The sequence below is a fragment of the Methylobacterium sp. WL103 genome, assembly GCF_008039885.1.
Classification (GTDB): domain Bacteria; phylum Pseudomonadota; class Alphaproteobacteria; order Rhizobiales; family Beijerinckiaceae; genus Methylobacterium; species Methylobacterium cerastii.
In genome coordinates this window covers 14,920-38,336 of sequence record NZ_VRUX01000003.1, presented here as the reverse complement: position 1 = coordinate 38,336, position 23,417 = coordinate 14,920, and the positions used below count along the sequence as shown (strand labels likewise).

Here is a 23,417-nt window from a genome sequence, read left to right as displayed (position 1 = left end):
GCGCCGCCTTCCTGCTTCGGCCGGTGCACGAGCGGTTGCTGGAGACGCTGAAGCGCTCGGGCAAGCTGTTTGCCGACGAGACCACGGCGCCCGTGCTCGATCCCGGGCGCGGGCGCACCAAGACCGGTCAGCTTTGGGCCTACGCCCGCGACGATCGGCCCTGGGGCGGATCCGATCCACCCGGTGTCGCCTACGTCTACGCCCCCGACCGCACTGCGAGCCGACCGATCGCGCATCTGGCCGCGTTCGAAGGCGTGCTGCAGGTCGATGGCTATGCGGCCTACGAGGTGCTGGCCAAGGGCGGCGCGATCCGGCTGGCCTATTGCTGGAGCCATGTCCGTCGCCAGTTCTACGAACTCGCTGCCGCCTCGCCGGTCGCCACGGAGGCGCTGGCACGCATCGCCGCGCTCTATCGGATCGAAGCCGAGATCCGCGCTCGCCCGGCCGACGAGCGGCGTGCCGCGCGCCAGGAGCGCAGCCGGCCGGTGATCGAGGCGCTGGAGCCGTGGCTGCGCGAGAAGCTCGGCCTGGTCAGCCGCAAGAGCAAGCTCGCCGATGCGATCCGCTACGCCCTCTCGCGCTGGGCCGGCTTGAGCCTGTTCCTCGACGACGGCCGGGTCGAGATCGATTCAAACGTCGTCGAGCGCGCGATCCGGCCCCTGGCGCTGAACCGCAAGAATGCCCTGTTCGCCGGCTCGGACGGCGGCGGCGAGCACTGGGCGGTGATCGCCTCGCTGATCGAAACCTGCAAGCTCGTCGGCGTCGAGCCGCACGCCTACCTCACCGACGTCGTCACCCGCATCGTCGAGGGCCACCCGCAGCGCCGTCTCGACGACCTGCTGCCATGGGCCTACCCAGCCATGCCAGCCCTCAAAGCCGTGGCCTGAAAACAGCGCTTACAAAGAACCGAGCAAGGTTCCGCCACTGAGCATCCCTCTATGAGCCGAGCCGGTTGGCTCGGCGCAGTGCTCAACGCGGGAAGGTGACGCCGGAAACGCGCTCGCACGCGATCAGGAGAGCGTCCTGGGTCGCTTCGATCGCGGTCACCGGATCGGGCTCTCGTGTAGCTCGATGATAAAAGTACCGGCCTGTCGAGCGCGCGAGAGCGTCGTCGCCCGTGGCGAGCCACGCCTGCGTGAGGTGTCCTTGGGCAAGGTCGTCGGAAGCGCCTGCGCCGCCCATTCGCGTCGCCACCCAACCTGGCTCCAGCGCGTTCGACAGCACGTCCGGCCATAGGCGGGCAACTGCGAAGGCCAACAACACGTCGTGGAGCTTGCTCTCGGCATAGGCCGCCAACCCCTGCCAGCGACGCCTCCTCCAGAGCAGGTCGTCGAGGTCGGCCCCGGCGCCGTGATGAAGGCCGGAACTCAGGTAGACCAGTCGCTCGGGACGCTCAATCAGAACGGTCAGGAGGTAGGGCGCCATCGTCTTGACCGCGAACACGTGTGGCAGCCCGTCCTCGGTGTCTATCCGTCGGGGTTCGCGGTAGCCGACACCGGCATTGTGGATCACGGCATCGAAGCGGCCCAGGCGATTGACCTGCTCGGCCACCTCCCTGATCCCGCGCATCAAGGACAGGTCACCCGTCACTATCCCGACGGCGCCCGATGCCTCCCTCAAGGCGGTGTCCGACCGGCGCGCGTCTCGCCCATGCAGCACGACCTCGTGCCCCTGCTCGATCATCAGCTGGCCGGCCATGAGGCCCAGCCCGGTCGACGACCCGGTTATGAAGATGCGTGCCATGGTGCCTTCGACTTGCGGGTGTTTCCGACGTTGGCGTTCAGGCTCGGGCCACGAGTTGGCGGACGACGGCGTCGATGCCGGTGGCTCCCTTCGTCGAACCGGCTTGGCCGGCCTCGAACTCGATCCAGCCGGCGTTGAAGCCGTCGATCATGCGCGCCCTGGGCCCGGGATTGCGGGCACCCGCCGACCGGAACGTGGCCTCCCATGCTGCGCGCGGGACCGCCTCCATGCGCACGGGATGCCCAAGCGCTGCGGCGAAGGCTGCCGCGACCTCGTTTGGACGGACGCGAACCGGACCTTCCAGTTCGACCACGCGGCGACCGACCCACCGCTCTCGAAGCATCTCGGCGGCGACGCGACCGATGTCGGCCACCGCGACCATCGGCAAGGGCTTGTCGAGCGGCTGTAGGTAGCTCGGGATCAGACCCGTGCGCGCGGAAGCGACGTCGCCCGCGGCGTTCTCCATGAACCAGGCCGCGCGGAGAAACGCGACCGGCAGCGGGAGCATGGCGAGCGACCGCTCCACCAGCCCGAGCTGGCTGAGGAGGTTCGGCTCTGCAGCCTGGGCGCCGATGGTGGACAGGCACACCACCCGGCGAGGCCGCGCCTGCGTTAGGGCTTGGCTCAGGGCAGCGATGACACCTCGAACCTCGGGAAAACCCGGCTCCGGGTCGAATATCGGCGGGATCACGACGAACACTGCATCGACGTCAGCGAACGCGCTCGCCAGGGCGTCCGCATCGGTCATCTCGGCCAATGCGACCTCGCAGCCGCGCTCCGCCCACGGGTCACCCTTCGCAACATCACGGACGATTGCGCGGACCCGCGCACCGACTTCGAGAAGCCTGCTCGCAGCCGCCCCGCCAACCTGACCCGTGATACCCGTGATCGCGTACATGACTGTCACTCCACACTTCGCCGATGCTAAAGGATTGACATCCGAGCTGTGTTGAGGCGAACGCATTCTCCTCAGCTTGAGGATGCTAAAACGTCATCATGGCCTACGATGCACGGGTGCTCAGCGGGATCGGCGTCCTCGCCGCCATCGTCGAGGCCGGGGCCTTTTCCCGGGCCGGCGAGGCGCTCGGCCTGTCGCAATCGGGCGTTAGCCGGGCGGTATCCCGACTGGAGGGGCGTCTCGGCATCCGCCTGTTCCACCGCACCGCCAGGGCCGTGACCCTGACCGACGAGGGCCGCCGTTTCTACGAGGAGGTCCGCCCACTGCTCGACGGCCTGGAGGATGCCGCCACCCGGGCCGCGGGATCGGCGCGAGCCGTGCGCGGGCAACTGCGGATCAACACCGATGCCGCCTTTGGGCACTTCGTGCTGGCCCGAAGGCTCGGCGATTTCCTGCAGCGATTTCCGGACCTCTCCGTCGAGGTGGTGGTCCGGGACCGCATGGGCGACCTCGTCGCGGAAGGCTTCGATGTCGCCGTCCGGTTCGGCGAGCCCGAGCCGTCTGCGCTGATCGCTCGGCTGCTTTTGCGGACGCGGGTGCTTACTTGCGCGACGCCCGACTATATCGCCCGTCATGGCCGACCCGATCACCCCTCGGACCTGGACGGCGGGGATCATACCGTCATCCAGTTCAGGAACCCCGCCACCGGACATCCCTTCGATTGGGAATTCCACCGCGGCACGGAGCGCGTGGCAGTCCGGGGCAGCGGTCGGTTGACGGTGAACGATACCGGGACGCTGCTCGGGGCCTGCTTGTCCGGCCTCGGCATCGCGCAGCCGTTGGAGCTGTACGCCAAGGACTACATCGAAGACGGTCGCCTGGTGCCGCTCCTGGAGGCGTGGACGGGGGAACGCTTCCCGCTCCACGCCTACGTCCCGACCCGGCGGCACACCTCCGCCAAGGTCCAGGCGTTCCTGGCCTTCATCGGCGAGACGGCCAGGTCGGCAGAGATATCTCACTGACCGACCTATGCAGACGCATCACCAGCGATGGTGCGAACCCGCATGACGGAACCCGCCCCAGCGATGGCCGCCGCCGTGCCAACCGAAGCGACGATGCCAGCTGTAGTGGTAGCTGTAGTGCCATCGGCGGCTGCCCCACCCGTGATGGCCGAAGCGACGGTACACGGGGCCGTAGGCGAGCGGACGGAAGCCGAGGTTCGGACGGCACCAGCCGTAGAAGCCACGGTGGAAGCCGGGACCGCAGCCGTCACGGGCCTCGGCCGCCGAGCCGGCCGTGACAAGCCCCGCGGCGAGGGCAAGGGGTACGACGATCCTGCGGAACATGTCTCGCTCCTGAAGTATCCGGCACGCGACCGGATGTGGGGAAAGGGAAAGGGTTTGGACGGCTCAGTTCGGCCAGCAGCGGCGCCCGTAGGGCCCGATGTGGAAGCCAGCCGGGCAGGAGGCGCCACGAACGTAGCCACCGGCCTGACCACCGGTTCGGCAGCCGCCGTAGGGGCCGCGATGGGCGTAGGGTCCGCAGCCGCCGTAGACTTGGATGATCTCGGCACCATCCGACCCGTTGGAGACGGCATCCTGGATCAGGGGCGCGGCGGTGACCGGGACCGTGATGGCGGCCAGTAAGGCGACCGGGGCGAGATACTTCAGCATCGTTGCATCCTCTGCTCTCGTCGGGGCTCGGCGCCGCGACCGATGAGGGCAGGATCGTCCCGGGCTTCTTCCCGGATGTGACGGGCGGATGCGTCGGCGTAACGATTTGTAACGACGGCCTGGGTGGTCAGGCGATGGCGGGCAGCGTCAGGACGAGCCGGGCGCCGCCGAGCGCGGTCGCCTCGGCCACGACGGTACCGCCATGCGCCTCGGCGATCTGCCGGGCGATGGCCAGCCCCAGCCCCGTCCCGCCGGTCCCGCGGTTCCGGGAGCGCTCGATCCGGTAGTACGGGCTGAACACCGCGGAACGCTCCGATTCGGGAATGCCGGGGCCGTCGTCCTCGACCGCCACCTCGCAATCCGGACCCGTGCGCCGTACCGCGACCGCCACCGAGGAGCGCCCGAATTTGACGGCGTTGCCGATGAGATTGGCGAGCACCCTGCGCAGGGCAACCACGTCGCCGGCGACGACGGCGTCCGGTATGTCCTCGCCGGTCAAGCCGATGTTCACGCCCTGCGCGGCGTGCTCGGCGACCTCGATGGCCACGAGGTCGCCGAGATCGACGGGTGCGCGGCCGACCTCGACGGCGGTGCCGCGGGCGAAGCCGAGCGAGGTGTCGAGCAGGGCGGTCATCGCGTCGAGGTCCTCGACCAGTCGCTCCCGGCGCTCCGGTTCGGCCACGCCCTCGGCGCGTAGCCGCAGGCGGGTCAGGTACGTTTTCAGGTCGTGCGAGATCGCGCCGATCAGCAATGAGCGCTCGCCCATGAGGCCGACGATGCGCTCCTGCATGGCCTGGACGGCCTGGGACAGACAGCGGATCTCGGGGGCGCCTTGCGGAACGAGGGCCGGCTCGGGGGCACGACCGTCGAAGCGGGAGACCGCCTCGGTCAGCCGCCGCAACGGCGCGAGTTCGTGACGTGCGCCGACGAGGACGAGGCCGGCCACGACGAGCCCGAGCACCGCGACCCACAGGCTCAGGGGCTGGCCGAGCAGCCACGGCATCAGCGAGTGGTGACGCTCGATGGCGGAGACGACGACCGTCCGGCCGTCGGGCAGGGCGTAAGTGGCGGTCGCCAGACGGCCCATCACTTTCCGATTGTCGGCGTTGGCGACTTCCGCCGGATCGACGCCCCTGCGCAGCATGTCGACATCGGTGAAGGCCCGAACCTGGCCATTCGCGTCCCCTGTCAACCGCCGCAGGCGCGCTTCGAGGCGCGGCTCGCGGATTAGTCCGGTCTCGGACGGAGGTGCGTCCGTGATCTCGGCCCTCAGGGCTTCCCCGTTCACTGCATTTAGGATCGCCGGGCGTTGCGCGGGGTCCGCGTCCCGCAGCAGGGTCATGATGCCGGCGGCCTGATCGAGGCGGGGGAAGCGCGTGGCGTAGGGCGAGGCCTCCTCGTGCCGCTGCCATTTGTCCACCGCGAAGGTGGCGAGGACGAGCAGCGAGAGCGCGCCGAGCAGGATCAGCATGATCCGGCCAAGCAGGCTGATCTGCGCCATCACGATGCCCGTCCCACCGGCGCCGCCAGGATGTAGCCGGCGTTGCGCACCGTCTTGAGCAGCGCCGCCGCGGCGCTGCCCGAGGCATCGAGCTTGTGCCGCAGGCGGCTCACCTGCACATCGATGGTGCGGTCGAAGGCGTCAGCCGTCCGGCCGCGCGTCCAGTCCAGGAGTTGGTCGCGCGAGAGCACCCGCTGCGGCCGGGTGACGAAGCAGTGCAGCAGGTCGTACTCGGCGCTGGTGAGGGGGATCTCGGTCCGTGCCTCGCCGACCGTCACCCGGCGTGCCGCGAGGTCGATGACGAGATCGACGACGCCGAGCATCTCGGCGGCGTCCTCGGACGCCGGGGCGCCAGTCCCCTGTGACCGTCGCAGGACCGCGCGGATGCGGGCCAGCAGGACACGCGGGTTGAACGGCTTCGAGACGTAGTCGTCGGCTCCCATCTCCAGGCCGAGCACCCGGTCGATGTCCTCGTCCTTGGCGGTCAGCATCACGATGGGCGGCCCGCTCGCAGCACGCAGGCGCCGGCAGATCGAGAGGCCGTCCTCGCCGGGCAGCATCCAATCGAGGACGATCAGGTCCGGGGCGGGTCCGGCCGCGAGAAGTCGGTCGAGACCTGCGCCTCCGTCGACGCCGACGACGCGGAACCCCTCGCCCTCCAGATAGCCCGTGAGTTGGATGCGGATGTCGTCGTCGTCCTCGACGATGGCGATGGTGATGCTGTCGGGCATGTCACGAGGATAGGCCGCCCCGACCGGGCCGCAACGCGAAACCGGTCGCTGTCACAAAACGTTACACGGCACGCGCATCTCGTCACATCCTGGATCGGTCCGGCCGCGATGGTCACCGGCATCGCAACGGAGGCCCTCGGATGGGCCCCGACGAAACGAGGCGACGGACGCATGGCTCCAGCCCAACTGGCATCCCCGCTCTGGCATGTCGTGACCGCGCTCGCCCTGGCGGGGACGATGGCCGTCCACGGCGGCACGGTCGACGCCGCACCGCGACAGGTCGCGGCCGCGACGTCCCGATCCGGTGATGGGAGCGAGACCTATCGTGGCTATCTGATCGAGATCGGTCCGGATGTCCCGAACGCGGAGCTCGACCAGTTGCGTCGAGCGGCCGAACACCAGGTCGACCTCGTCGAGGCCACCGGGCTCGATGCGCGCACCAAGGCCTTTCTTCGGCGCTTCCCGGTGGTGGTGCAGACCGGCGCCAACGTTGGCGGCCACTACAGCGGCGGCGACCGCGTCACCATCGCAGTTGCAGACCCGAACGACGACCGACCGATCCTGCTACACGAGTACATGCACATCTACCACTTCCGGATGCTGCCAGGCGGGAATCGGAACGCGGACATCCTGACCTATTACGGGCGGGCCAGGGAGGGCGGGTTCTACTCGGCGGGCGCCTATGTCCTGAAGAACCCGGGCGAGTTCTTCGCGATGACCGCGAGCGTTTACCTGCACGGTCGGCTGGCGCGCGAGCCCTTCACACGTGAGGAGCTTCGGCAGAAACAACCGGTCTACTTCGGCTATTTGCACCACCTGTTCGGTAGCCCGCGTGCCGTATCGACCGAGCCTCCTCAAACCTCCGGGACGGCACGGCCATGATCATCGACCGACGCTCGCTGGTTCTCGGCACCGCCGCCGTGCTCGCGGCGGGCCGAGCCACCGCCGGAACCGCGTCCCTTCGGCTGTGGCCCGGCGAACCTCCGGGTGGGGGCGGACCCGACGGGTCGCCCGAGGTCGACGGGAAGGGGGCGGTCAGCAACATCGCCGTTCCCGGCCTGGAGGTGTTCGTGCCTTCCCGGCCGACCGGCACGGCGATGCTGGTCGCCGCCGGTGGCGGCTACAAGCGCATCGAGATGGAGAAGGAAGCGCGTCCGGCCGCCCGCTGGCTCGCCGCGCGGGGCATCACGGCGTTCGTTCTGAGCTACCGCCTGCCCCGGGAGGGCTGGGCCGACGGACCATTGGCCCCGCTGCAGGACGCGCAGCGCGCCCTGCGCCTGATCCGGTCGCGGGCCGGGGCGTACGGCGTCGATCCGGATCGGATCGGCATCCTGGGCTTCTCGGCCGGTGGCCACCTGGTGGGTCTCGCCGCAACGCGATCGGCCTTCGCATCGTATCGCCCGATCGATGCAGCTGACGACCTGCCCGCACGCCCGTCCGCCGCGGCCCTGATCTACCCGATCATCACTTTGGAACCGCCCTACGACCACACCTCGACGCGCGTCCAACTGGTCGGTCGCCACCCGACGCCGAGCGAGAGCGCGGAATGGTCGGTCGAGACCCATGTCCGGTCCCGTTGTCCGCCGGTCTTCCTGACTCAGGCGGCGGACGATCCGATCTCCGACATCGCGAACAGCCGGATCATGGTGCAGGCGTGCGAACGCGCCGGTGTCCGCGTGGAGGCGCATACGCTCGTCAGCGGCGGCCACGGCTTCGGGATGGGCCGGCCAGGCACGCCGAGCGCGCAATGGCCGGGCAGGTACGAGGCCTGGCTGCGAACGGTCGGCGCTCCGGCCTGACATCCGACGACCACCGATCATGGGAAAGACCGTGAACCCGACGCGATCGCGACCCGTATCCGCATGCGTCCTGGCCCTGCTCGCCGGGCCGGCGATGGCCGACACCTTGCCGCTCCGCCACGGGGCCTACGTGACGGTCGGCACGGACTGCAAGGATCCCCCGAGCGTCGCCCTGCGGACTTACGACGGCGCAGGCATCGGCAGTTCCAAGTCGAACGACTGCCGGCCCCGCGTCGTGTCCCGGCAAGGAAACGTGTTCGAGATCGAGCAGTCCTGCCGGCAATACGGCGGACCGGATCTCCCCCGGGCGACCGAGCGTTCGACCGTTCGCGTCGACGGTCCAACGGCCTTCACCGACCTGACGAACAGTGCAGCCGAAGGCTACCGCCTCTGTCCCGAACTGAAGCCTTGAGCATGCCGGTCGATGATGACGGAGGACCTGGGATGACCTGCGCGATCGAGACCGTTCACGTGGCTTACGGCATCTCCAGGGCGGATGCGATCCGCGACGCCCTTCGTATGGAAGGGTGTACGGAACGCGTGGTCGCGCTTCCCGCTACCCTGAGCCATGGCCCCATCGATCCGCCGGACCCGGACACGCGCCAGGCGTGGGTCAGAACCGTCCTGCGGTGCGCTCCCGACGATGACTGGCGCGAGCCCGAGGAGCCTTGGGCCGAAGCGACCACGGCCGACGTGTATCCGGTTTATTGGGTCTGTCTGACCGACGCCGGGGAGCACGCCTGCTTCCTGGAGTTCGCCTTCCGCATGGCCGTGCGTCCGTTCGACATCGTCGATGCGACCGGTCTGGACTTCGTCACCCGGGACGGCGTGCGATCGCCGTGGTCTCTCGGCCTGATGCGGCCCGAGGACATCGTCACCTCCGGCCTGAGGGAGAGACGACGCCCCTACTCAGAAGCCGAGGCCCACGCGGCGTCAGCGACATGGGCACGGTTGCGGGCCGAGAATGCGCCGCTCCGCATCGTGCGGGACGGATGCCTGGTGTCGGCGCCGTTGACGCACTTCGATGCCGCCCTCGTCGCGCAGGGCAGGCCGGAATGGGAGATCGTCGCCGGGTTAATCGGGCGGGCGTTGCATCACCTGTCCTTCGAGGTCGACCCACCGGGCCAGGGCGTCGGCGACGTTGTCCTGTTCGGCCGCGTGCTGGCACTCGGCGCCGAGGGTGCCCTCGACGTCAGGGGCGCCGGGCCAGGGATGCGCGACTACGAGGTTCGCCTTCCGGCCATTCGTCCGCATCCGGACAGGATCCCGGGCTGATCAAGTCGGTGCCCTCGATAGGATGATAGGAATGATCGATACCTCAAGCCTCAACGTCCGCCGCGCCGACCACGTGGGGTTCGCCGTCGCCTCCCTCGACGAGGCGCTCCGCTTCTGGGTGGAGGGGTTGGGCGCACGTCTGTTGCGGACCGGCGACATGGGCGGCGAGTTCCTGGGGCAGGTCACGGGTGCCCACGGCGCGCGGGTGCGCATGGCAGTGGTGTCGCTCGGGGGGCAAGCTGTCGAACTGCTTGAGTATCGGGGAACGAGCCCACCTGCGGCGGCGCCCGCGCCGTTCGATCCGGGCTCTGCACATCTTGCCCTGATCGTCGACGATCTCGACGCGGTCTTGTCCCGCATTGTGGGCCATGGCTGGAAGGCCCAGGGCATACCGCAGCCGATCCCCACAGGCGAACGGGCCGGAACGCGGGTGGTCTATGCCGTCGGTCCGGACGGTTCCACCATCGAATTCATGCAGCCGCCGCCCGCGGGGCGCCACGCGACTTTGACTTAGGATATAGGTCGAGCCGTTTTGGTCTTCGTTAAGGCACCGCATGGTCGGTCCTGAGCCAAATCCATGTCCGCTTCCGAGTTCCGAGATCCCTTTGAGGGCTGATAGGCATCCGCATTGGGTCGGATGCGGCAGGTCCGCCTCCAGAGAAGGGTCAGGGTCTGCAAAAGCTTATAACAGCTCTCGGCCATCACGGTGTTTCGATGCATGCGGACACATCGGACGCTTCACCCGCCGCTGCAAACGACCGACGGGAGCGCTCGATCTCTGCGTGGTGGGTCTCAGCCCAGATCCACACACCACAGAACGCCGCTCCCAAGCTCTCGCCGAGTGGCGTCAGCGTGTAATCCACGTGCGGCGGGATCACCGGATGCACGGTACGTCGCACAAGACCATCCCGCTCCATCTGCCGAACCGTCTGCGTCAGCATCTTTTGGCTGATTCGACCCACCGCCTTGCCGAGTTGCGTGAACCGTAGGGTGCCATGCTCGTCTAGAGCCTCAAGGATCAGCATAGTCCACTTGTCGGCCACCTTGGCGATGATGTCGTTCACCAGCACCTCGATCGTCGGATCGACGTCCTTCGGGATCGGCCCCCTCCGTCGTGCCTCGATCATGGGGTCTGGGGTAGCCCTACGCATCCGACGCTCTCCTTTCGGTAAGTACCAATCTTTTCGGTGCCTACTTCAGTCTGGAGAGCGTGATCGATAATTTCTTCGGCGACAACAACGAAGGTCGCCGTCATGAACTTCTCAGGCAACACCATCCTCATCACCGGAGGCGGCTCCGGGATCGGGGAGGCTCTTGCACATCGCTTTCACGATCTAGGCAACACCGTCATCGTCGTCGGTCGCCGCGTGGAGGCACTGGAACGGGTCACCAGCGGCCGCCCGGGCATGCACGCGATGCCGCTCGACATCGCGGATGCCGGAGACATCGCCGGGTTCGCGCAGCGGGTCGTGGCCGAGCACCCGGCCCTGAACGTGGTGATCAACAACGCCGGGATTATGCGCTTCGAGGCGCTGGATCAGGCGCGCGACCTCTCAGACGCAGAAGCGACGATCACCGCCAACCTGCTCGGCCCTATCCGGCTGACGGACGCCCTGATCGAGCATCTGCTCGGCCGCCCCGGTGCGGCACTGATCAACGTGTCCTCCGGACTGGCCTTCGTTCCCCTGACGGCGACACCGACCTACTCGGCGACGAAGGCAGCCATTCATAGCTACACTGTATCGCTAAGAGAGGTCCTGAAGGACAGGATCGAAGTGATCGAACTGGTACCCCCGGCGGTTCAGACCGATCTAACACCCGGCCAGGCCACCCGCGAAGGCTACCTGCCGCTGGCCGACTTCATCGATGAGGTAATGGCTCTGTTCCAGCAGCAGCGGACCCCGCGTGAGATCCTCGTGCAGCGCGTCGCCTTCCAGCGCAACGCCGAAGCCGAGCACCGCTTCGACGAGGCTGTGACGACCTTGAACGATGCCGCCCGCAAGGCACGCGAGAATCAGCGCTGAGGCTGTTGGGCCAGCACGCCTGCTACGCCGCCGTTCAACTCACCCACCGTGGAGAAGGCTGATGCCGTTTGCTAACATCAAGGTCCCGGAGGCGGCGCTCAGCCGCACACAGAAGGAAGAGATCGTCCATAAGGTGACCAGCTTGTTCGTCGATTACTTCAGCGAAGCGGTTCGAACACATACCATGGTCTTGATCGAAGAGGTCAAGGATGGCGGCTACGCCCGAGCTGATGAAGTGTTCGTCATACCGGATGCATATCGCGCGAAGGACTGATCGCAGGTGGGCCGCCGACAGGATTGGCGGCCCCCTAAAATCGACATTAGTGAAACTATTACAAAATCACTTTATGTATAAGATCAATATAATTCGTCGGCCAGCCTCCCGTCTTATAAGACACATTTTCTACGGCTGCTTCCGAGGATGCACAAATTCTCTTACGATATGATTGGGTGGATTTCCATCAGTCCGCTTCCAGACGGTGGATGTATCAAGCGGACATAACCTCGAAGACCGCTCAAAATCCACTTAACATATGACCACAGATTTCAACGAGCTTTCGATTAAGACTACATAGTGTTTATCAGATTGCGCGCCTGAAGCCGCTCGGCGGGTAAGAGATGACGCTCATCGCGTTGGTGCATTGCGGGCCATGAAGGTCTCGGGCGACCCGTCGGCGGGATCGACGAAGACGATATCGGAAGGTGGGCGACGCGGCGTATCGACCGAGAGGAAAACCACAGGTTCCTCCATGAGTGTCGGCAGGGCGTGAACGGTACCACGTTCGAAAAATAGGAGTTCTCCCGGCCCGAACTCTGCCTCCCTTCCGGCATCACCCATCCAGAATGTGCCGCGCCCCGACAGCACGTAGAGGTACTCGTCGCAGGTAGCGTGGTAATGCGGCGGCGTGGGGCGATAGACGCGGAAAACCCGAGCGCTCGCCGCCTCGCGGTCGGTCAGATAAGTGTCGACGAGAAGCGTCTGCGCAGTCTCGGGGAGCGCGGCCGCGATAGCCGCGAGGTCGAAACGTCCGGTCTTTGTCGAGTCCGACATGTTCGCTCCTGAGCGATGATCGTTGGGGCGCGGTTCGGCACCCACCTCATAACAGCGCTGGCCAACCCCGGTCGCTGCCTCGGATCAGCGATGGTCGTTGGGGGCAGGCTTTGCACCGATGTCGAGGGTGAATACCCTCAATGGCTTCGCCACCCGGTCAGCGCCGCCGTTGAAAGGGGCCATTCGATTCAGTTGCGCCGCCGGCATCCACAAACGCCCGTCAGCGTCGATCCACATCGCATCGACCCAGACGAGGCGAGGGTCCCGCACCACTGTTGTGCGGGTTCCGTTGGGCGTGAGCCTCAGCACGGAGAGTTGGTCGGTGTCGCTGACGTAGATGTTGCCCTCGGCATCGATGGCGGTCCCGCCGGTCGAAGGCGTATCGGCGAAGCGCTCGACATGGGTGGCGAGGCTCGCCGCATCCAAGTCCGTATCATCGAGATAGCGGGTATCGATGCGCGACATCCGGCCCGAGCTCGGCTGGTAGTAGACCCATCGCCCGTCGGGGGAGACCTCGATCTGGTCGGCGTGAATGTGGAGCGGCTTACCATCCGGGCCGTGCATCGGACGCCCTTCGGCCGAGACCGCTCGGTCGCTCACGGTCGATGGATCGCCGTCTAGGACGCGTCGTGCCTGGCCCAATGCAAGGTCCAGTACGATCAGACCGGGCGCGCCGGCATCGGTGAGATAGGCATGGCCGCCGTTGAAGCGGACATCGTCGACGAAGCTGTCCGCCTTCGTCACCGGGCCCAGCAGATAGACGCGTGTGGTTTGGTTCGTCGCGAGGTCGATGCGGATGAGCTTCGGGCCGCCGGGCAGGACGGGGTTTCCGATGCCGGGGGCGCCGGTATCGACCAGCCACAGGGCCCCGTCGGGCCCGATACGCTGGGCGTTGACGCGCACGAAGGCCTTGGACGGGTCCTGGCCCTTCGCCCAGCCGTTCCACGTCACGTCCGGATATGGGACGAGGATGCCGTCCTTCCACTCCACGATCTGCGGACCAGCCGAGCCGTCGAGCCGCGCGAGCACGAGGAAACGGCGCCCATCGGGGGCGATGCTAACCCCGGTCGATGGTGTGTCGAGGGTCATCGCCGTGACGAGGCGGGGATACTCTTCCGCAAACGAACGAGTGGAGCCGGGCAGTGAGAATGCTCCCGCCAGGAAACACAGGGTAAGGCTCGCGACGATGTTACGACGAGGGACGGTCATGATGCGTTTCCCGATGGTCTGCAGTCCTGGCGAGGTGGCGCTTAGGCTTATGGAGATGGAACGGTGCCAAGCTGCCGAAGCAGGGTAAGGTTGTCCTCGATGTGCCAGTTGGCTGCGATGCGACCGTCAACGACGCGGTAGATATCGGTGGCGATGAACGCCACCGGCTCGCCCCGGCCCTGGCGACCCTCGAATGTGCCGGTGAAATGACCGCGCAAACGCAGGTGCAGCACGGCCCGGTCGCCCGCCACGATCATCTGTTCGACCTCGCAGGTGAGGTCCGGAACAGCCTTTCGAAAACCTTCCGAGGCCAGGAGCGGTCCGGTCGGACCTTGCACCCGCCCGGGCGGCGGCGTCTCGTCCACAAAGTCCTCGGACAGCGCCGCCCGGGCGTAGGCCGGGTCGCCGGTGTTCCAGAAAGTGGCGTATCGCCGGGCTGCCAGCACCACGGCCTCGCGCTGTTGCGACGCTTGGCCGGGATCGACGACAAGCACGCCTGGCGAGACGAGCGTCTCTGCGGCGGCGGGGGTGGTCGCCAGCACGACGGCCATGGTGGCGAAACGAAGCGACGGGATCATCGGTTGAGCTCCTGGCTCATTTCTGTCGGTTCACTGTCGCGGAAGGCGACCTCGATCAGCGTGCCGCCCGGGGCGTGCAGGAAGATGCGGCGTTCGCCGATCTCGGGGAGCTCCATCCGGCTGTAGGGGATGCCACGGTCGTCGAGGCGCCGGCGGAAGGCGTCATGGTCGTCGCGGAGGAAGGCGACGTGGTCGATGCACTCGGCCGACCCGTCCGGAACTGGCACGCCGGCTCGCGCTGGAATGAGGTGCACGATTGGTTCCCCGTCCGCGTAGAGCCAGTGCCCGGGAAAGCCGAAGGCCGGGCGGAAGCCCTCGCTCAGGTCGAAGACATCCGTGAAGAAGCGACGGTGGCCATCCAGGTCGCGGGTGCGGAGCGTGGCGTGGTCGAGGCGCATCGGCGGCCCTTCACGCGATGGTGCCGCCGCCGTCGACGGTGACGGTCGAGCCGGTGGCATAGGGGTTCGTGGCCACGAACAGGATGGCCTGGGCGATGTCGTCGGGATGCCCGATCCGGCGTGCAGGCAGCTGCGCAGCGCGGCGCTCGAACATCGCCTGCCGGTCGGCCTTATCCATCCGCGCATAGAGCGGCGTATCCACGAGCCCCGGCGACACCGTGTTGAACCGGACCGGCGCCCGCTCCAAGGCCAGGCCGCGCGAAAGGGCATCAAGCGCGGCGTTGATCGCCCCCTGCAGGACGGCGGTGGGACTAGGACGGTGACTGAGGTAGCCCGAGACGAAGGTCAGGGATCCGCCGTCGACGATCCGCGCCGACCGGGCGACACGGTAGGCACCCCAGAACTTCGAATCCATCGCCGACCTGGCGTCCTCGAAAGGAAGCTCGGCCACCGAGCCGGTTTTCGTGGAAGCTGCGGCGACGACGATGTGGTCGAAAGGCTTCCTGCCGCCGAAGAAGGCTTCGACTTCGGCTTGCCTGGCGAAATCGAGCACGGTCGCCTCCGCATCTGCGGCTCGCGCGGCGTCGTCGAGCTTCGCGCCCGGAAGGCCCGCCGCGACGACCCGGGCACCGCTCCGCGCGAAAAGCTGCGTTGTCGCCGAACCAATTCCGCCGGCAGCGCCGACGACGAGGACCGTCCGTCCGTTCAGGTCCAGAGGCATGGCATCAGTCTCCTCTAAGTTGCGCCGGGGAAGCGACCCCGTTCGTCACCACAACCTAACTCTTGCTTTTCGGCTGATAAGCTAGGTTACAGTTGATTCATTCTTGAAAGAGGGTTGAGGATCGATGCTCGACGATCTGAACGAGTTACGCACCTTCCGTCGCATCGCGGCGCTCGGCAGCCTGACGGCGGCGGCGCGCGATCTCGGAGTCGGGCTGGCTGTCGTGAGCAAGCGCTTGACGACGCTCGAACGCAGGGCCGGTGTAAGATTGATCCAACGCTCCACGCGGAGCCTGTCGATAACGGACGAGGGCCAGACCCTGCTCGTTCAGGTGGAACGGGCGCTGGACGCCATCGAATCCGCCGAGGAGCGCCTCGCGACCGGGCGTGACGAGCCGATGGGATTGCTGCGGGTCGGCGCGCCGGTCTCGTTCGGGCGGCGGCACGTCGCACCGGTCCTGGGCCGCCTCGCGGCACGGCATCCCCGGCTTGACGTCGACCTCAGGCTCGACGACCGCGTTACCGACCTCATCGGCGAGCGCATCGAGGTGGCAATCCGCATCGGGCCCCCACGCGACAGCACGATGATCATGCGTCGGCTAGCCGACAACCGGCGTATCCTGGTCGCGGCGCCCGACTACCTCGACCGGCATGGACGCCCGTCGAAGCCTGAAGACGTCGTCGGCCTGGAAGGCTTGAGCTACGGGGATGCGACGATGCCGTGGCGCTTGCTTGGTCCGGGAGGCGTCGAGACGGAATTCCGTCTCAGGATGCGCCTTCGCTCGGACAGCGGCGACGCGGTGCACGATTGGGCTCTTGCGGGGGCAGGCATCATGCTGAAGTCCGCCCTGGACCTCTCAACCGACCTCGCCGCGAACCGGCTGGAAAGGGTGCTCCCGGACTATGCGAGCGCGCCGTCGCCGGTCTACGCCCTGTTCGCGTCCGCCCAAACGATGTCGACCAGAGCGAGGGTGTTCATCGATGCGATGGTCGTCGAACTGGCGGATCCTGGGAACGCATCGGCAGTCATGCCGACCTAAGTGACCATCAAGCCTCCGACGTCTTCAGTAAGGCAGGGGCCACGTCCTCTGCGGACGAGCCTGACCTGAGCCACCCATGCACCGTACGGGCACCGAGGCGTCCCAGATGCGCTGCCACCGAGCAATCGAACAGCTACGTCGGCTTTCCACCATTGCGGATGCGGGTCCACTCATGGTGCTGTCCGGTGAGTTGCAGCCCGTACGATTTGCCTCGAAGCTGGCGCCTACCAATGAGCTAGAAGGACGGCCACCTGTGTCCACCGAACCCGTCAAAGGGCCAGCTTCGTACTTCCCGTCCATCGAGAAAAAGTACGGCCGCCCCATCAACGAATGGAAGCAGCTTGTCCGCGATCGGCTTCCCGCAAAGCACATGGACCTCGTGTCAATGTTGAAGGGCGAGCACGGGATGGGACATGGCCACGCCAACGCCATCGTTGCCCACGTGCTGTCCGCGGGAAAAGGGTAGGCAACCTTACAGCAAGCCGGGAGTGGCTGCTCTCCACTCCGAGCGGTAGTTGCCTCACGCCTGACGAATGGCAGCTTTGGAAAAGTGCCGGCGGCGGTCTGAGAGGCTGGGTTGGGTCGGGACCCGTCCGTCCGCTCTACGGCCGGGTCGTGTGGTTAAGTGACGGTCTGCTTTCAGCCCGAATTTTTGAAAAAGCGGACGCTGCATAGCACCGAGGCAAACCTCCGTAAGTGCTGACCTGTACCCTTCCAGGCACACATCGTCGGAAAGCCTTTGCGTGCCATTGACGGCGGACGCTTTGATCGCGCTCCTTGTCCCCGACGGTTCCTCCCCGGAGGATCAAAAGGGAACGCGGTGAGGATGAGGTCCGAAAGGGCCTCCTCGAAGCCGCGGCTGCCCCCGCAACTGTAAGCGGCGAGCCCATCATCAACACGTCACTGGGTCTTTGGGCCTGGGAAGACGATGAGAGGGCGGTGACCCGCGAGCCAGGAGACCTGCCGTCAGTCGTGGTCACACGCGAAACGCATCGGGCGGGGTGTCCTGATGGGTGTCGAGGCGCCCGGCTGTCCTCACGACAGGCATGCGCCCAGGCTTCGTTCGCGGTGACGTGCCACAGACGTCGCCCGAGGCTTGTCCCGTGTCCTTCCCCTCCCGATCGGCGTGCCTGCGCACGCTTGCGCTCGCCTGCGCCGCCCTTCCAAGTCCCGTGCTCGCGCAGCAGACCGCGGCCCCCTTCGCCGATGTCCCGCGCGGGGCCGAGGCGGCTGTCTCGCTCTCCGAGCTTTCCGTCTCAGCCACCGGCGTTCCGACCCCGGTCGACCAGATCGGATCGAGCGTCACCGTACTCACCGCCGCCACGCTGGAGGCCCAGCAGCGCCGCACCGTCCCGGATGCCCTACAGCAGGTGCCGGGCCTCAACGTCGTGCAGACCGGAGGCCCGGGCGGTCAGACCTCGGTGTTCATTCGCGGCTCGAACTCGAACCACGTGAAGGTGCTCATCGACGGCATCGACGCGACCGACCCGTCGAACCCGAACGGGTCCTTCGACTTCGGGCAACTCCTGACCGACGACCTCTCCCGCATCGAGGTGCTCAGGGGTCCCCAAAGCGGGCTCTACGGCAGCGACGCCATCGGAGGCGCGATCTCCTTCACTACGAAGCGTGGCGAGGGACCGGCCAGGGCCACCGCGCGGATCGAGGGCGGCTCGTTCGGGACCTTCAACCAAGGCGGCAGGATCAGCGGGTCGGAGGATGGCTTCGACTATTCGGTCTCGATCCAGCACTTCCGTGCGGCCGCGACGCCGGTGACGCCGCCGAACCTCGTCCCGCTCGGCCGGGCGATCCATCCGAATTTTTACGACAACGAGACCGTCTCGGCGAAGTTCGGCTATCAGTTCACCGACACCTTCCGCATCAACTCGGTGACGCGCTTCATTAATTCCCGTCTCCTATTTTCGGGAACCGATTACAGCACCTTCCCTGCCTTCCCGGCGGCGTTCCGGAGTGCCGCCGACGTGCAGCAGGTCTTCACCCGCAACGAGGCCGAGTGGACACCGTTCGCTGGGTTCCACAACCTCTTCGCGATCAACTACTCGAACCTGTTCAATAGACAGCAGGGCCCCCTCGACCCCCTTGCCACGCCGGACGCGACGACGGGCCTGGGCGAGCGCACGCGCTACGAGTACCGCGGCGACTACCAGCTCTCGCCCGGGAACCTGATCCTGTTCGGCGCGCAGCGCGATGACGAGAGCCTGTCGACCATCGACCCGAGCCCGTTCGGGGCCGGCAATCTGCGGGCGAGGAACGGCAATACGGCCGGCTACGGGCAGGTGCAGCTGACGCCCTTCGAGCGGGCCTCACTCATCGCCAACATCCGCCACGACGAGAACGACGCCTTCGGGCCGGCCACCACCTTCCGCGTCGCCCCGAGCTACATCCTGCCCTTCACCGAGACCCGGATCAAAGGCAGCGTCGGCACCAGCTTCAAGGCGCCGACCCTGAGCCAGCTGTTCCAGAGCTTCCCGGCCTCGAACTTCTTCGCCAACCCGAACCTCAGGCCGGAGGAGAGCCTCGGCTACGACGCCGGCATCGAGCAGCCCCTGGGGGACCGCGTCCTCGTCGGCGCGACCTACTACGCCAACGACTTCAAGAACCTCATCACCTCGAACGCGACGTTCACCTCGAACGAGAACGTCGGCCGGGCCGAATCGTACGGGGCGGAAGCCTTCGTCGCTGTCCGGTTCTCCGATACCCTTACGGGCCGGGTCGACTACACCAACACGGTGACCAAGAACGAGATCACCCACCAGGAGCTCCTGCGACGGCCCCGCCACAAGGGCAGCGCGACAGCCTTTTGGACCCCCCTCCCGGGCCTGACCGTCAGCGGGACCGTGATCGTGCTCGGCCACTTCGTCGACGGCAACCGCGACTTCTCGGTCGCCCGGCTCAAGAACCCGGGCTTTACCCTGGTCAACCTCGCGGTGAACTACGACGTCAGCGAGACGGTGAGCGTGTTTGGGCGGGTCGATAACCTGTTCGACCGCCGCTACGAGAACCCCACCGGCTTCCTCGGGGCAGGCCTCGCCGTGTATGGCGGCGTCCGCCTGACTGCGTTTTGAGACCGCCGATGGCACGACGGTCAGGCTTCGCGGTCCTGACGGTGATGCTGGCGGTCAGCCAAATCTGGTCGATTGCCGCTGGGATGGCCGCCCCGGCATCCGGGGGACCCCGGCATGTCGTCTCGATGAACCTCTGCGCGGACGAGCTCGTACTTCGGCTTGCCGACCGCGATCAGGTCGCCGCCGTGACCTACCTCGCCCATGACCCACGCGGCTCGACCGTCGCGCGGGAGGCCATGGGCATCGCGGTGACACGCGGCCTGTCGGAGGAGATCGTCGCCCTGCGGCCCGACCTCGTCGTCGCCGGCGCCTTCACGACACGGACCACGGTGGGCCTGCTCAAGCGCGTCGGCTTCCCCCTTCTCGAACTCGGCGTACCCAACGACTTCGAGGGGGTGCGGGCCCAGATCCGGACCGTCGCCGCGGCCCTCGGGCACCCGGCGCGCGGCGAGGCGATGGTCGCGGACCTCGACGCGCGGCTGGCCGAGGTGATGCCGGCGGCCAAACCCTTGCGGGCCCTCGTGATGCGTCCGAACGCCTTCACGGTGGCACCCGGCAGCCTCGGCGACGCGGTGATCCGTGCCGCTGGCCTCGCCAACGTCGCCGCCGAACTCGGTCGCGACCGGTTCGGGCAGGTCCCGCTGGAAGCGGTGGCCTTGGCCGACGCCGACCTCATCGTCCTCGACGAGGGGGAGCCCGGCGCGCCGTCGCTGGCCGATGCCCTGCTGCATCATCCCGTCCTCGACGCGCTGCGCCGGCAGGGGCGTACCGTCTCGATTCCGAACCGGCTCTGGACCTGTCCAGGTCCGCAGGTCGCCGAGGTCGTGGCCTTGCTCGCTGCGGCGGCACACCAACGAGCGGCACGATGAACGCTCCCCTCCCGCCTCCCATGCGGGTCGACCGCGCGGTCGTCGGACCCCGCGCGGTCGTCTGGATACTCGGCCTGCTTGTGCTCGTCCTGACGGTCGCGTCCATCACGGTCGGGTATGCCCCCTTCGACGTCCTGGCGGCGGCCGGCGACCTCATCGCCGGACGGGCGACCCTCCCGGCGCTGGTGCTTTGGGAACTGCGCCTACCTCGTGCCTTGCTCGGCAGCCTTGTCGGCTTCAGCCTTGGGCTCACCGGAGCGGCGATGCAGGGCTACCTGCGCAACCCGCTCGCCGATCCCGGCATCCTCGGCATCTCCTCGGCTGCGGCCCTTGGGGCCGTGGTGGTTTTCTATGGCGGCTTCGCAGCCTCGCTTAGCCTCGCCCTCCCGCTCGGCGGGATCGCCGGCGCCGCCGTGGCGGCGCTTGCCCTGAACCTCGTCGCCGCAAGGGGCGGCACCACGCTGGGATTGATCCTCGCCGGCGTCGCCCTGTCGAGCCTCGCCGGCGCCATGACGGCGCTGGCGCTCAACCTGTCGCCCAACCCCTACGCGGCCCTGGAGATCGTGTTCTGGCTGATGGGGTCGCTCGCGGACCGCAGCATGGACCATGTCTGGCTATGCCTGCCGTTGATGGCGGTCGGCTGGGGCCTGATGCTGTCCACCGGCCGCGCGCTCGATGCCCTGACGCTGGGCGAGGACACGGCCGCGAGCCTCGGCTTCCATCTGGTCTCGGTTCGCCTACGCCTCGTCACCGGCGCAGCGCTGGCCGTGGGCAGCGGCGTGGCCGTCAGCGGCGCCATCGGCTTCGTCGGCCTCGTGGTGCCCCACCTCGTGCGACCGCTGGTCGGCGCACGCCCTGGTGCCAGCCTGTGGCCGAGTGGCCTCGCCGGGGCCGCCCTGGTGCTTGCCGCGGACTTGGGCGTTCGTCTCCTGGCGACGCGCCCGGAACTCAAGCTCGGTGTGGTGACTGCGCTCGTTGGGGCACCGTTCCTGATCGTGCTCCTCCTGCGTGAGCGAGGGCGCGGCGCATGAGCCTCGCGACCGCAGCCCTCGATGTCCGCCTCGGCGGGCGTGCCATCCTGTCGGATGTCACCCTGTCCCTGGAACGCGGGGTCCTCGTCGGTCTGGTCGGCCCGAACGGCGCCGGCAAGACCACCCTCCTGCGCTCCCTGGCAGGCTTGGTCGCACCGACCAAGGGCCGCGTGGATCTCGACGGTATGCCGCTCAAGGGCATCTCCCGCGATACGCGCGCCAAGCGCATCGCGGTCCTTTTCCAGGGCGCGGGGGCCGGTTGGCCGATGCAGGTGCGTGACCTCGTCGCCCTCGGCAGGCTGCCGCATCGACGCCCGTTCGGTGGCCTCGATGGCACCGATCATGCCGCAATAAACCGAGCGATGGCACGGACCGACGTCGCGCGCTTCGCCGGGCGGACCGAACCGACCCTGTCCTCGGGCGAGCGGATGCGCGTCTTGCTGGCGCGGGCGCTCGCCGTCGAAGCGGAGTGGCTTTTGGCCGATGAACCGATCACCGCTCTCGACCCGGCCCATCAGCTCGACGCCATGACGCTGTTGCGGAGCGTGGCCATGGCCGGCACCGGCGTCGTCGCCGTCCTGCACGACCTCTCCCTCGCGGCCCGGTTCTGCGACCGGATCGTGGTTCTGGGTGCGGGACGCCTCGTCGCCGACGGACGCCCGGACGTCGCCCTGACGGACCAGCTGCTCGCCGATGCGTTCGGCGTCACGGCCTGCCGTGGGGCCGGACCGGACGGAACCGCCTATATCCTGCCCTGGAGCCGTTCAGGGCCACATCCGGAGGACATCGATGCAGCCTTCCCCAAACAGCCCTGATGCCACCGTCGCCCTTCTGCACGGTGCACTGGCCGATCCGACCACGGCCTGGAGCCTCGGCAGCTTCGGTGCCATCGCGGAGTTCATGCGCGATCCGGACGAGCCTGTCCTGGCCCTCCCTGACGATCGCCTGGGACTTGCGACCGCGCGCGGGGCCATCGCCTTGACCCCGAGTTCCGACCTGAGGCCAATCGCCTACGAGACCGCGGTCGCCTCGGGCTGGAACCACGCGGTCGCGCTTTGCCTGCCGGAAGCGACATGCGCGATGAACCGCAGGACCGTGGTGACGGAACTCGGGCCCGACCGGAATGCCGCCCGGGTCGAGGATCGCGACGGCATCCTGTTCGACCTCGGTCTCGGCCTTCTCGCCGTGGATGCCTGCGTGCGGGTGCGCGATCCGGAGGCCGTCGAGCGGCTGCGCGCCGGCGTCGGCATGCCGTTGTTCGACCACGCCAACCCCATCGGGCCGCATCTCGTCGCCATGAGCCCGCACCGGGTGTTCCTGGCGCGGGTCGGACGCGTCGAGGTCTATGCCCCGATCCCCGGGTCCGGCGGCACCAGCCCCGAGGGTCCGCACACGCACGTGCTGCCCAAGCTCCTGCGCAGCGGTCGGACCCATGCCGCCACGACGCCAATCCCGGCGGGCTGGGTCCCCTGCGCCGGCCTGCACCCAGCCCATCCCTACAAGGACATGATGGGCGACCGCATCGCCTTCGATACCGGCCGCTACGAAGCGTTCCAGGCGATGCTCGACCATTGGGGTGATCCGGAACTCGTGGCGATCAAGCGCGGCGGGCCCGAGGCACCCAGCGGCACGGTGTCGACCCGCCACGCCCAGGGCGCACGCCGCATCGCTGAGGCCCAGGCTCGTTACCTGCGCGGCGAGATCATCGAGGGCTCGGCGAGCGACGACGAGGATGCGGAGGCGACGGCCTGACCGTGACCCGGACGGTGCCCGGCAGGAATGGTCCGGGAGCAC

Annotated in this window: 28 protein-coding genes and 1 riboswitch; of the genes, 16 read left to right on the top strand and 12 right to left on the bottom strand. The window is 67.6% G+C overall.

Annotation, left to right across the window (positions count from 1 at the left end; genetic code table 11):
* On the top strand, positions 1 to 887 hold an 887-nt coding region (locus FV222_RS00605), incomplete at its 5' end, for an IS66 family transposase (RefSeq protein ID WP_147812609.1).
* An 82-nt stretch (positions 888 to 969) separates the two neighbouring features.
* Here the strand turns inward: FV222_RS00605 and FV222_RS00600 are convergent.
* Together FV222_RS00600 and FV222_RS00595 are read right to left on the bottom strand one after the other, a co-directional pair.
* Positions 970 to 1,743 (bottom strand): SDR family NAD(P)-dependent oxidoreductase, encoded by a 774-nt coding sequence (locus FV222_RS00600; protein ID WP_147812608.1) that lies wholly within the window; start codon positions 1,741 to 1,743, stop codon positions 970 to 972.
* A gap of 37 nt (positions 1,744 to 1,780) precedes the next feature.
* Positions 1,781 to 2,641, bottom strand: a complete 861-nt coding sequence (locus tag FV222_RS00595) for an NAD(P)H-binding protein (protein WP_147753418.1) — start codon at positions 2,639 to 2,641, stop codon at positions 1,781 to 1,783.
* A gap of 98 nt (positions 2,642 to 2,739) precedes the next feature.
* On the opposite strand from FV222_RS00595, the gene FV222_RS00590 reads away from it, so the two are divergent.
* Positions 2,740 to 3,663, top strand: a complete 924-nt coding sequence (locus FV222_RS00590; RefSeq protein ID WP_147753417.1) for a LysR family transcriptional regulator — start codon at positions 2,740 to 2,742, stop codon at positions 3,661 to 3,663.
* Between the two features lie 18 nt (positions 3,664 to 3,681).
* On the opposite strand, the gene FV222_RS00585 is transcribed toward FV222_RS00590, so the two are convergent.
* The 4 genes from FV222_RS00585 to FV222_RS00570 all read right to left on the bottom strand — a co-directional run bounded on the left by FV222_RS00585 (position 3,682) and on the right by FV222_RS00570 (position 6,546).
* On the bottom strand, positions 3,682 to 3,987 hold the full coding sequence (locus FV222_RS00585) for a hypothetical protein (RefSeq protein WP_147812607.1): 306 nt from the start codon (positions 3,985 to 3,987) through the stop codon (positions 3,682 to 3,684).
* 63 nt (positions 3,988 to 4,050) lie between these two features.
* Complete coding sequence (locus tag FV222_RS00580; protein WP_147753415.1) at positions 4,051 to 4,314, bottom strand: hypothetical protein; 264 nt, start codon at positions 4,312 to 4,314, stop codon at positions 4,051 to 4,053.
* A gap of 127 nt (positions 4,315 to 4,441) precedes the next feature.
* Positions 4,442 to 5,815, bottom strand: a complete 1,374-nt coding sequence (locus FV222_RS00575; RefSeq protein WP_147763751.1) for an ATP-binding protein — start codon at positions 5,813 to 5,815, stop codon at positions 4,442 to 4,444.
* Positions 5,815 to 6,546, bottom strand: coding sequence for a response regulator (locus tag FV222_RS00570; RefSeq protein ID WP_147812606.1), 732 nt, complete (start codon positions 6,544 to 6,546; stop codon positions 5,815 to 5,817). The genes FV222_RS00575 and FV222_RS00570 overlap by 1 nt, the downstream gene beginning before the upstream one ends.
* Before the next feature lie 108 nt (positions 6,547 to 6,654).
* Between FV222_RS00570 and FV222_RS00565 the strand changes: the two genes are divergently transcribed.
* From FV222_RS00565 to FV222_RS00545, 5 genes are all read left to right on the top strand, one after another.
* Positions 6,655 to 7,428 carry a hypothetical protein gene (locus FV222_RS00565; protein WP_147812605.1) on the top strand — a complete coding sequence of 258 codons (774 nt, stop codon included), beginning with the start codon at positions 6,655 to 6,657 and terminating at the stop codon, positions 7,426 to 7,428.
* A complete protein-coding gene (locus FV222_RS00560; RefSeq protein WP_147752599.1) occupies positions 7,428 to 8,345 on the top strand; it encodes an alpha/beta hydrolase in 918 nt (305 codons plus the stop codon). The genes FV222_RS00565 and FV222_RS00560 overlap by 1 nt, the downstream gene beginning before the upstream one ends.
* A gap of 94 nt (positions 8,346 to 8,439) precedes the next feature.
* Positions 8,440 to 8,757: a hypothetical protein gene (locus tag FV222_RS00555; protein ID WP_147812604.1), complete on the top strand. Its 318-nt coding sequence runs from the start codon at positions 8,440 to 8,442 to the stop codon at positions 8,755 to 8,757.
* A gap of 32 nt (positions 8,758 to 8,789) precedes the next feature.
* Positions 8,790 to 9,620 (top strand): DUF3658 domain-containing protein, encoded by an 831-nt coding sequence (locus FV222_RS00550; RefSeq protein WP_147752594.1) that lies wholly within the window; start codon positions 8,790 to 8,792, stop codon positions 9,618 to 9,620.
* A 31-nt stretch (positions 9,621 to 9,651) separates the two neighbouring features.
* Positions 9,652 to 10,134 carry a VOC family protein gene (locus FV222_RS00545; protein WP_147752593.1) on the top strand — a complete coding sequence of 161 codons (483 nt, stop codon included), beginning with the start codon at positions 9,652 to 9,654 and terminating at the stop codon, positions 10,132 to 10,134.
* A gap of 187 nt (positions 10,135 to 10,321) precedes the next feature.
* Here the strand turns inward: FV222_RS00545 and FV222_RS00540 are convergent, their stop codons facing one another.
* Positions 10,322 to 10,771, bottom strand: coding sequence for a helix-turn-helix domain-containing protein (locus FV222_RS00540; RefSeq protein WP_147812603.1), 450 nt, complete (start codon positions 10,769 to 10,771; stop codon positions 10,322 to 10,324).
* 102 nt (positions 10,772 to 10,873) lie between these two features.
* Between FV222_RS00540 and FV222_RS00535 the strand changes: the two genes are divergently transcribed.
* A complete protein-coding gene (locus FV222_RS00535; protein ID WP_147752591.1) occupies positions 10,874 to 11,644 on the top strand; it encodes an SDR family oxidoreductase in 771 nt (256 codons plus the stop codon).
* A 61-nt stretch (positions 11,645 to 11,705) separates the two neighbouring features.
* Entirely contained in the window at positions 11,706 to 11,918 is a 213-nt protein-coding gene (locus FV222_RS00530; protein WP_147812602.1) for a 4-oxalocrotonate tautomerase family protein, read from the top strand.
* Positions 11,919 to 12,269: 351 nt separating this feature from the next.
* On the opposite strand, the gene FV222_RS00525 is transcribed toward FV222_RS00530, so the two are convergent.
* The 5 genes from FV222_RS00525 to FV222_RS00505 all read right to left on the bottom strand — a co-directional run bounded on the left by FV222_RS00525 (position 12,270) and on the right by FV222_RS00505 (position 15,601).
* Complete coding sequence (locus FV222_RS00525) at positions 12,270 to 12,695, bottom strand: cupin domain-containing protein (protein ID WP_147812601.1); 426 nt, start codon at positions 12,693 to 12,695, stop codon at positions 12,270 to 12,272.
* A gap of 84 nt (positions 12,696 to 12,779) precedes the next feature.
* Positions 12,780 to 13,904, bottom strand: a complete 1,125-nt coding sequence (locus tag FV222_RS00520; protein WP_246685252.1) for a major royal jelly family protein — start codon at positions 13,902 to 13,904, stop codon at positions 12,780 to 12,782.
* 47 nt (positions 13,905 to 13,951) lie between these two features.
* Complete coding sequence (locus tag FV222_RS00515) at positions 13,952 to 14,482, bottom strand: ester cyclase (RefSeq protein WP_018042912.1); 531 nt, start codon at positions 14,480 to 14,482, stop codon at positions 13,952 to 13,954.
* Positions 14,479 to 14,880 (bottom strand): VOC family protein, encoded by a 402-nt coding sequence (locus tag FV222_RS00510; RefSeq protein ID WP_147752588.1) that lies wholly within the window; start codon positions 14,878 to 14,880, stop codon positions 14,479 to 14,481. The genes FV222_RS00515 and FV222_RS00510 overlap by 4 nt, the downstream gene beginning before the upstream one ends.
* 10 nt (positions 14,881 to 14,890) lie before the next feature.
* On the bottom strand, positions 14,891 to 15,601 hold the full coding sequence (locus tag FV222_RS00505; RefSeq protein ID WP_147812600.1) for an SDR family oxidoreductase: 711 nt from the start codon (positions 15,599 to 15,601) through the stop codon (positions 14,891 to 14,893).
* 124 nt (positions 15,602 to 15,725) lie between these two features.
* Between FV222_RS00505 and FV222_RS00500 the strand changes: the two genes are divergently transcribed.
* From FV222_RS00500 to FV222_RS00470, 7 genes are all read left to right on the top strand, one after another.
* Positions 15,726 to 16,640: a LysR family transcriptional regulator gene (locus FV222_RS00500; RefSeq protein WP_147812599.1), complete on the top strand. Its 915-nt coding sequence runs from the start codon at positions 15,726 to 15,728 to the stop codon at positions 16,638 to 16,640.
* A gap of 253 nt (positions 16,641 to 16,893) precedes the next feature.
* Positions 16,894 to 17,106, top strand: coding sequence for a DUF4287 domain-containing protein (locus FV222_RS00495; RefSeq protein ID WP_147812598.1), 213 nt, complete (start codon positions 16,894 to 16,896; stop codon positions 17,104 to 17,106).
* 304 nt (positions 17,107 to 17,410) lie between these two features.
* A riboswitch (cobalamin riboswitch) is annotated at positions 17,411 to 17,623 on the top strand.
* A gap of 120 nt (positions 17,624 to 17,743) precedes the next feature.
* A complete protein-coding gene (locus FV222_RS00490) occupies positions 17,744 to 19,723 on the top strand; it encodes a TonB-dependent receptor (protein ID WP_246685251.1) in 1,980 nt (659 codons plus the stop codon).
* A gap of 83 nt (positions 19,724 to 19,806) precedes the next feature.
* Positions 19,807 to 20,592, top strand: a complete 786-nt coding sequence (locus FV222_RS00485) for an ABC transporter substrate-binding protein (protein WP_246685253.1) — start codon at positions 19,807 to 19,809, stop codon at positions 20,590 to 20,592.
* The gene (locus FV222_RS00480; RefSeq protein ID WP_147812596.1) at positions 20,589 to 21,623 is read left to right on the top strand and encodes an iron ABC transporter permease; all 1,035 of its coding nucleotides are present in this window, start codon (positions 20,589 to 20,591) and stop codon (positions 21,621 to 21,623) included. The genes FV222_RS00485 and FV222_RS00480 overlap by 4 nt, the downstream gene beginning before the upstream one ends.
* Positions 21,620 to 22,438: an ABC transporter ATP-binding protein gene (locus FV222_RS00475; protein WP_147812595.1), complete on the top strand. Its 819-nt coding sequence runs from the start codon at positions 21,620 to 21,622 to the stop codon at positions 22,436 to 22,438. Before FV222_RS00480 ends, FV222_RS00475 begins: the two co-directional genes overlap by 4 nt.
* Complete coding sequence (locus tag FV222_RS00470; protein WP_147812594.1) at positions 22,413 to 23,375, top strand: hypothetical protein; 963 nt, start codon at positions 22,413 to 22,415, stop codon at positions 23,373 to 23,375. Before FV222_RS00475 ends, FV222_RS00470 begins: the two co-directional genes overlap by 26 nt.
* Positions 23,376 to 23,417 lie beyond the last annotated feature (42 nt).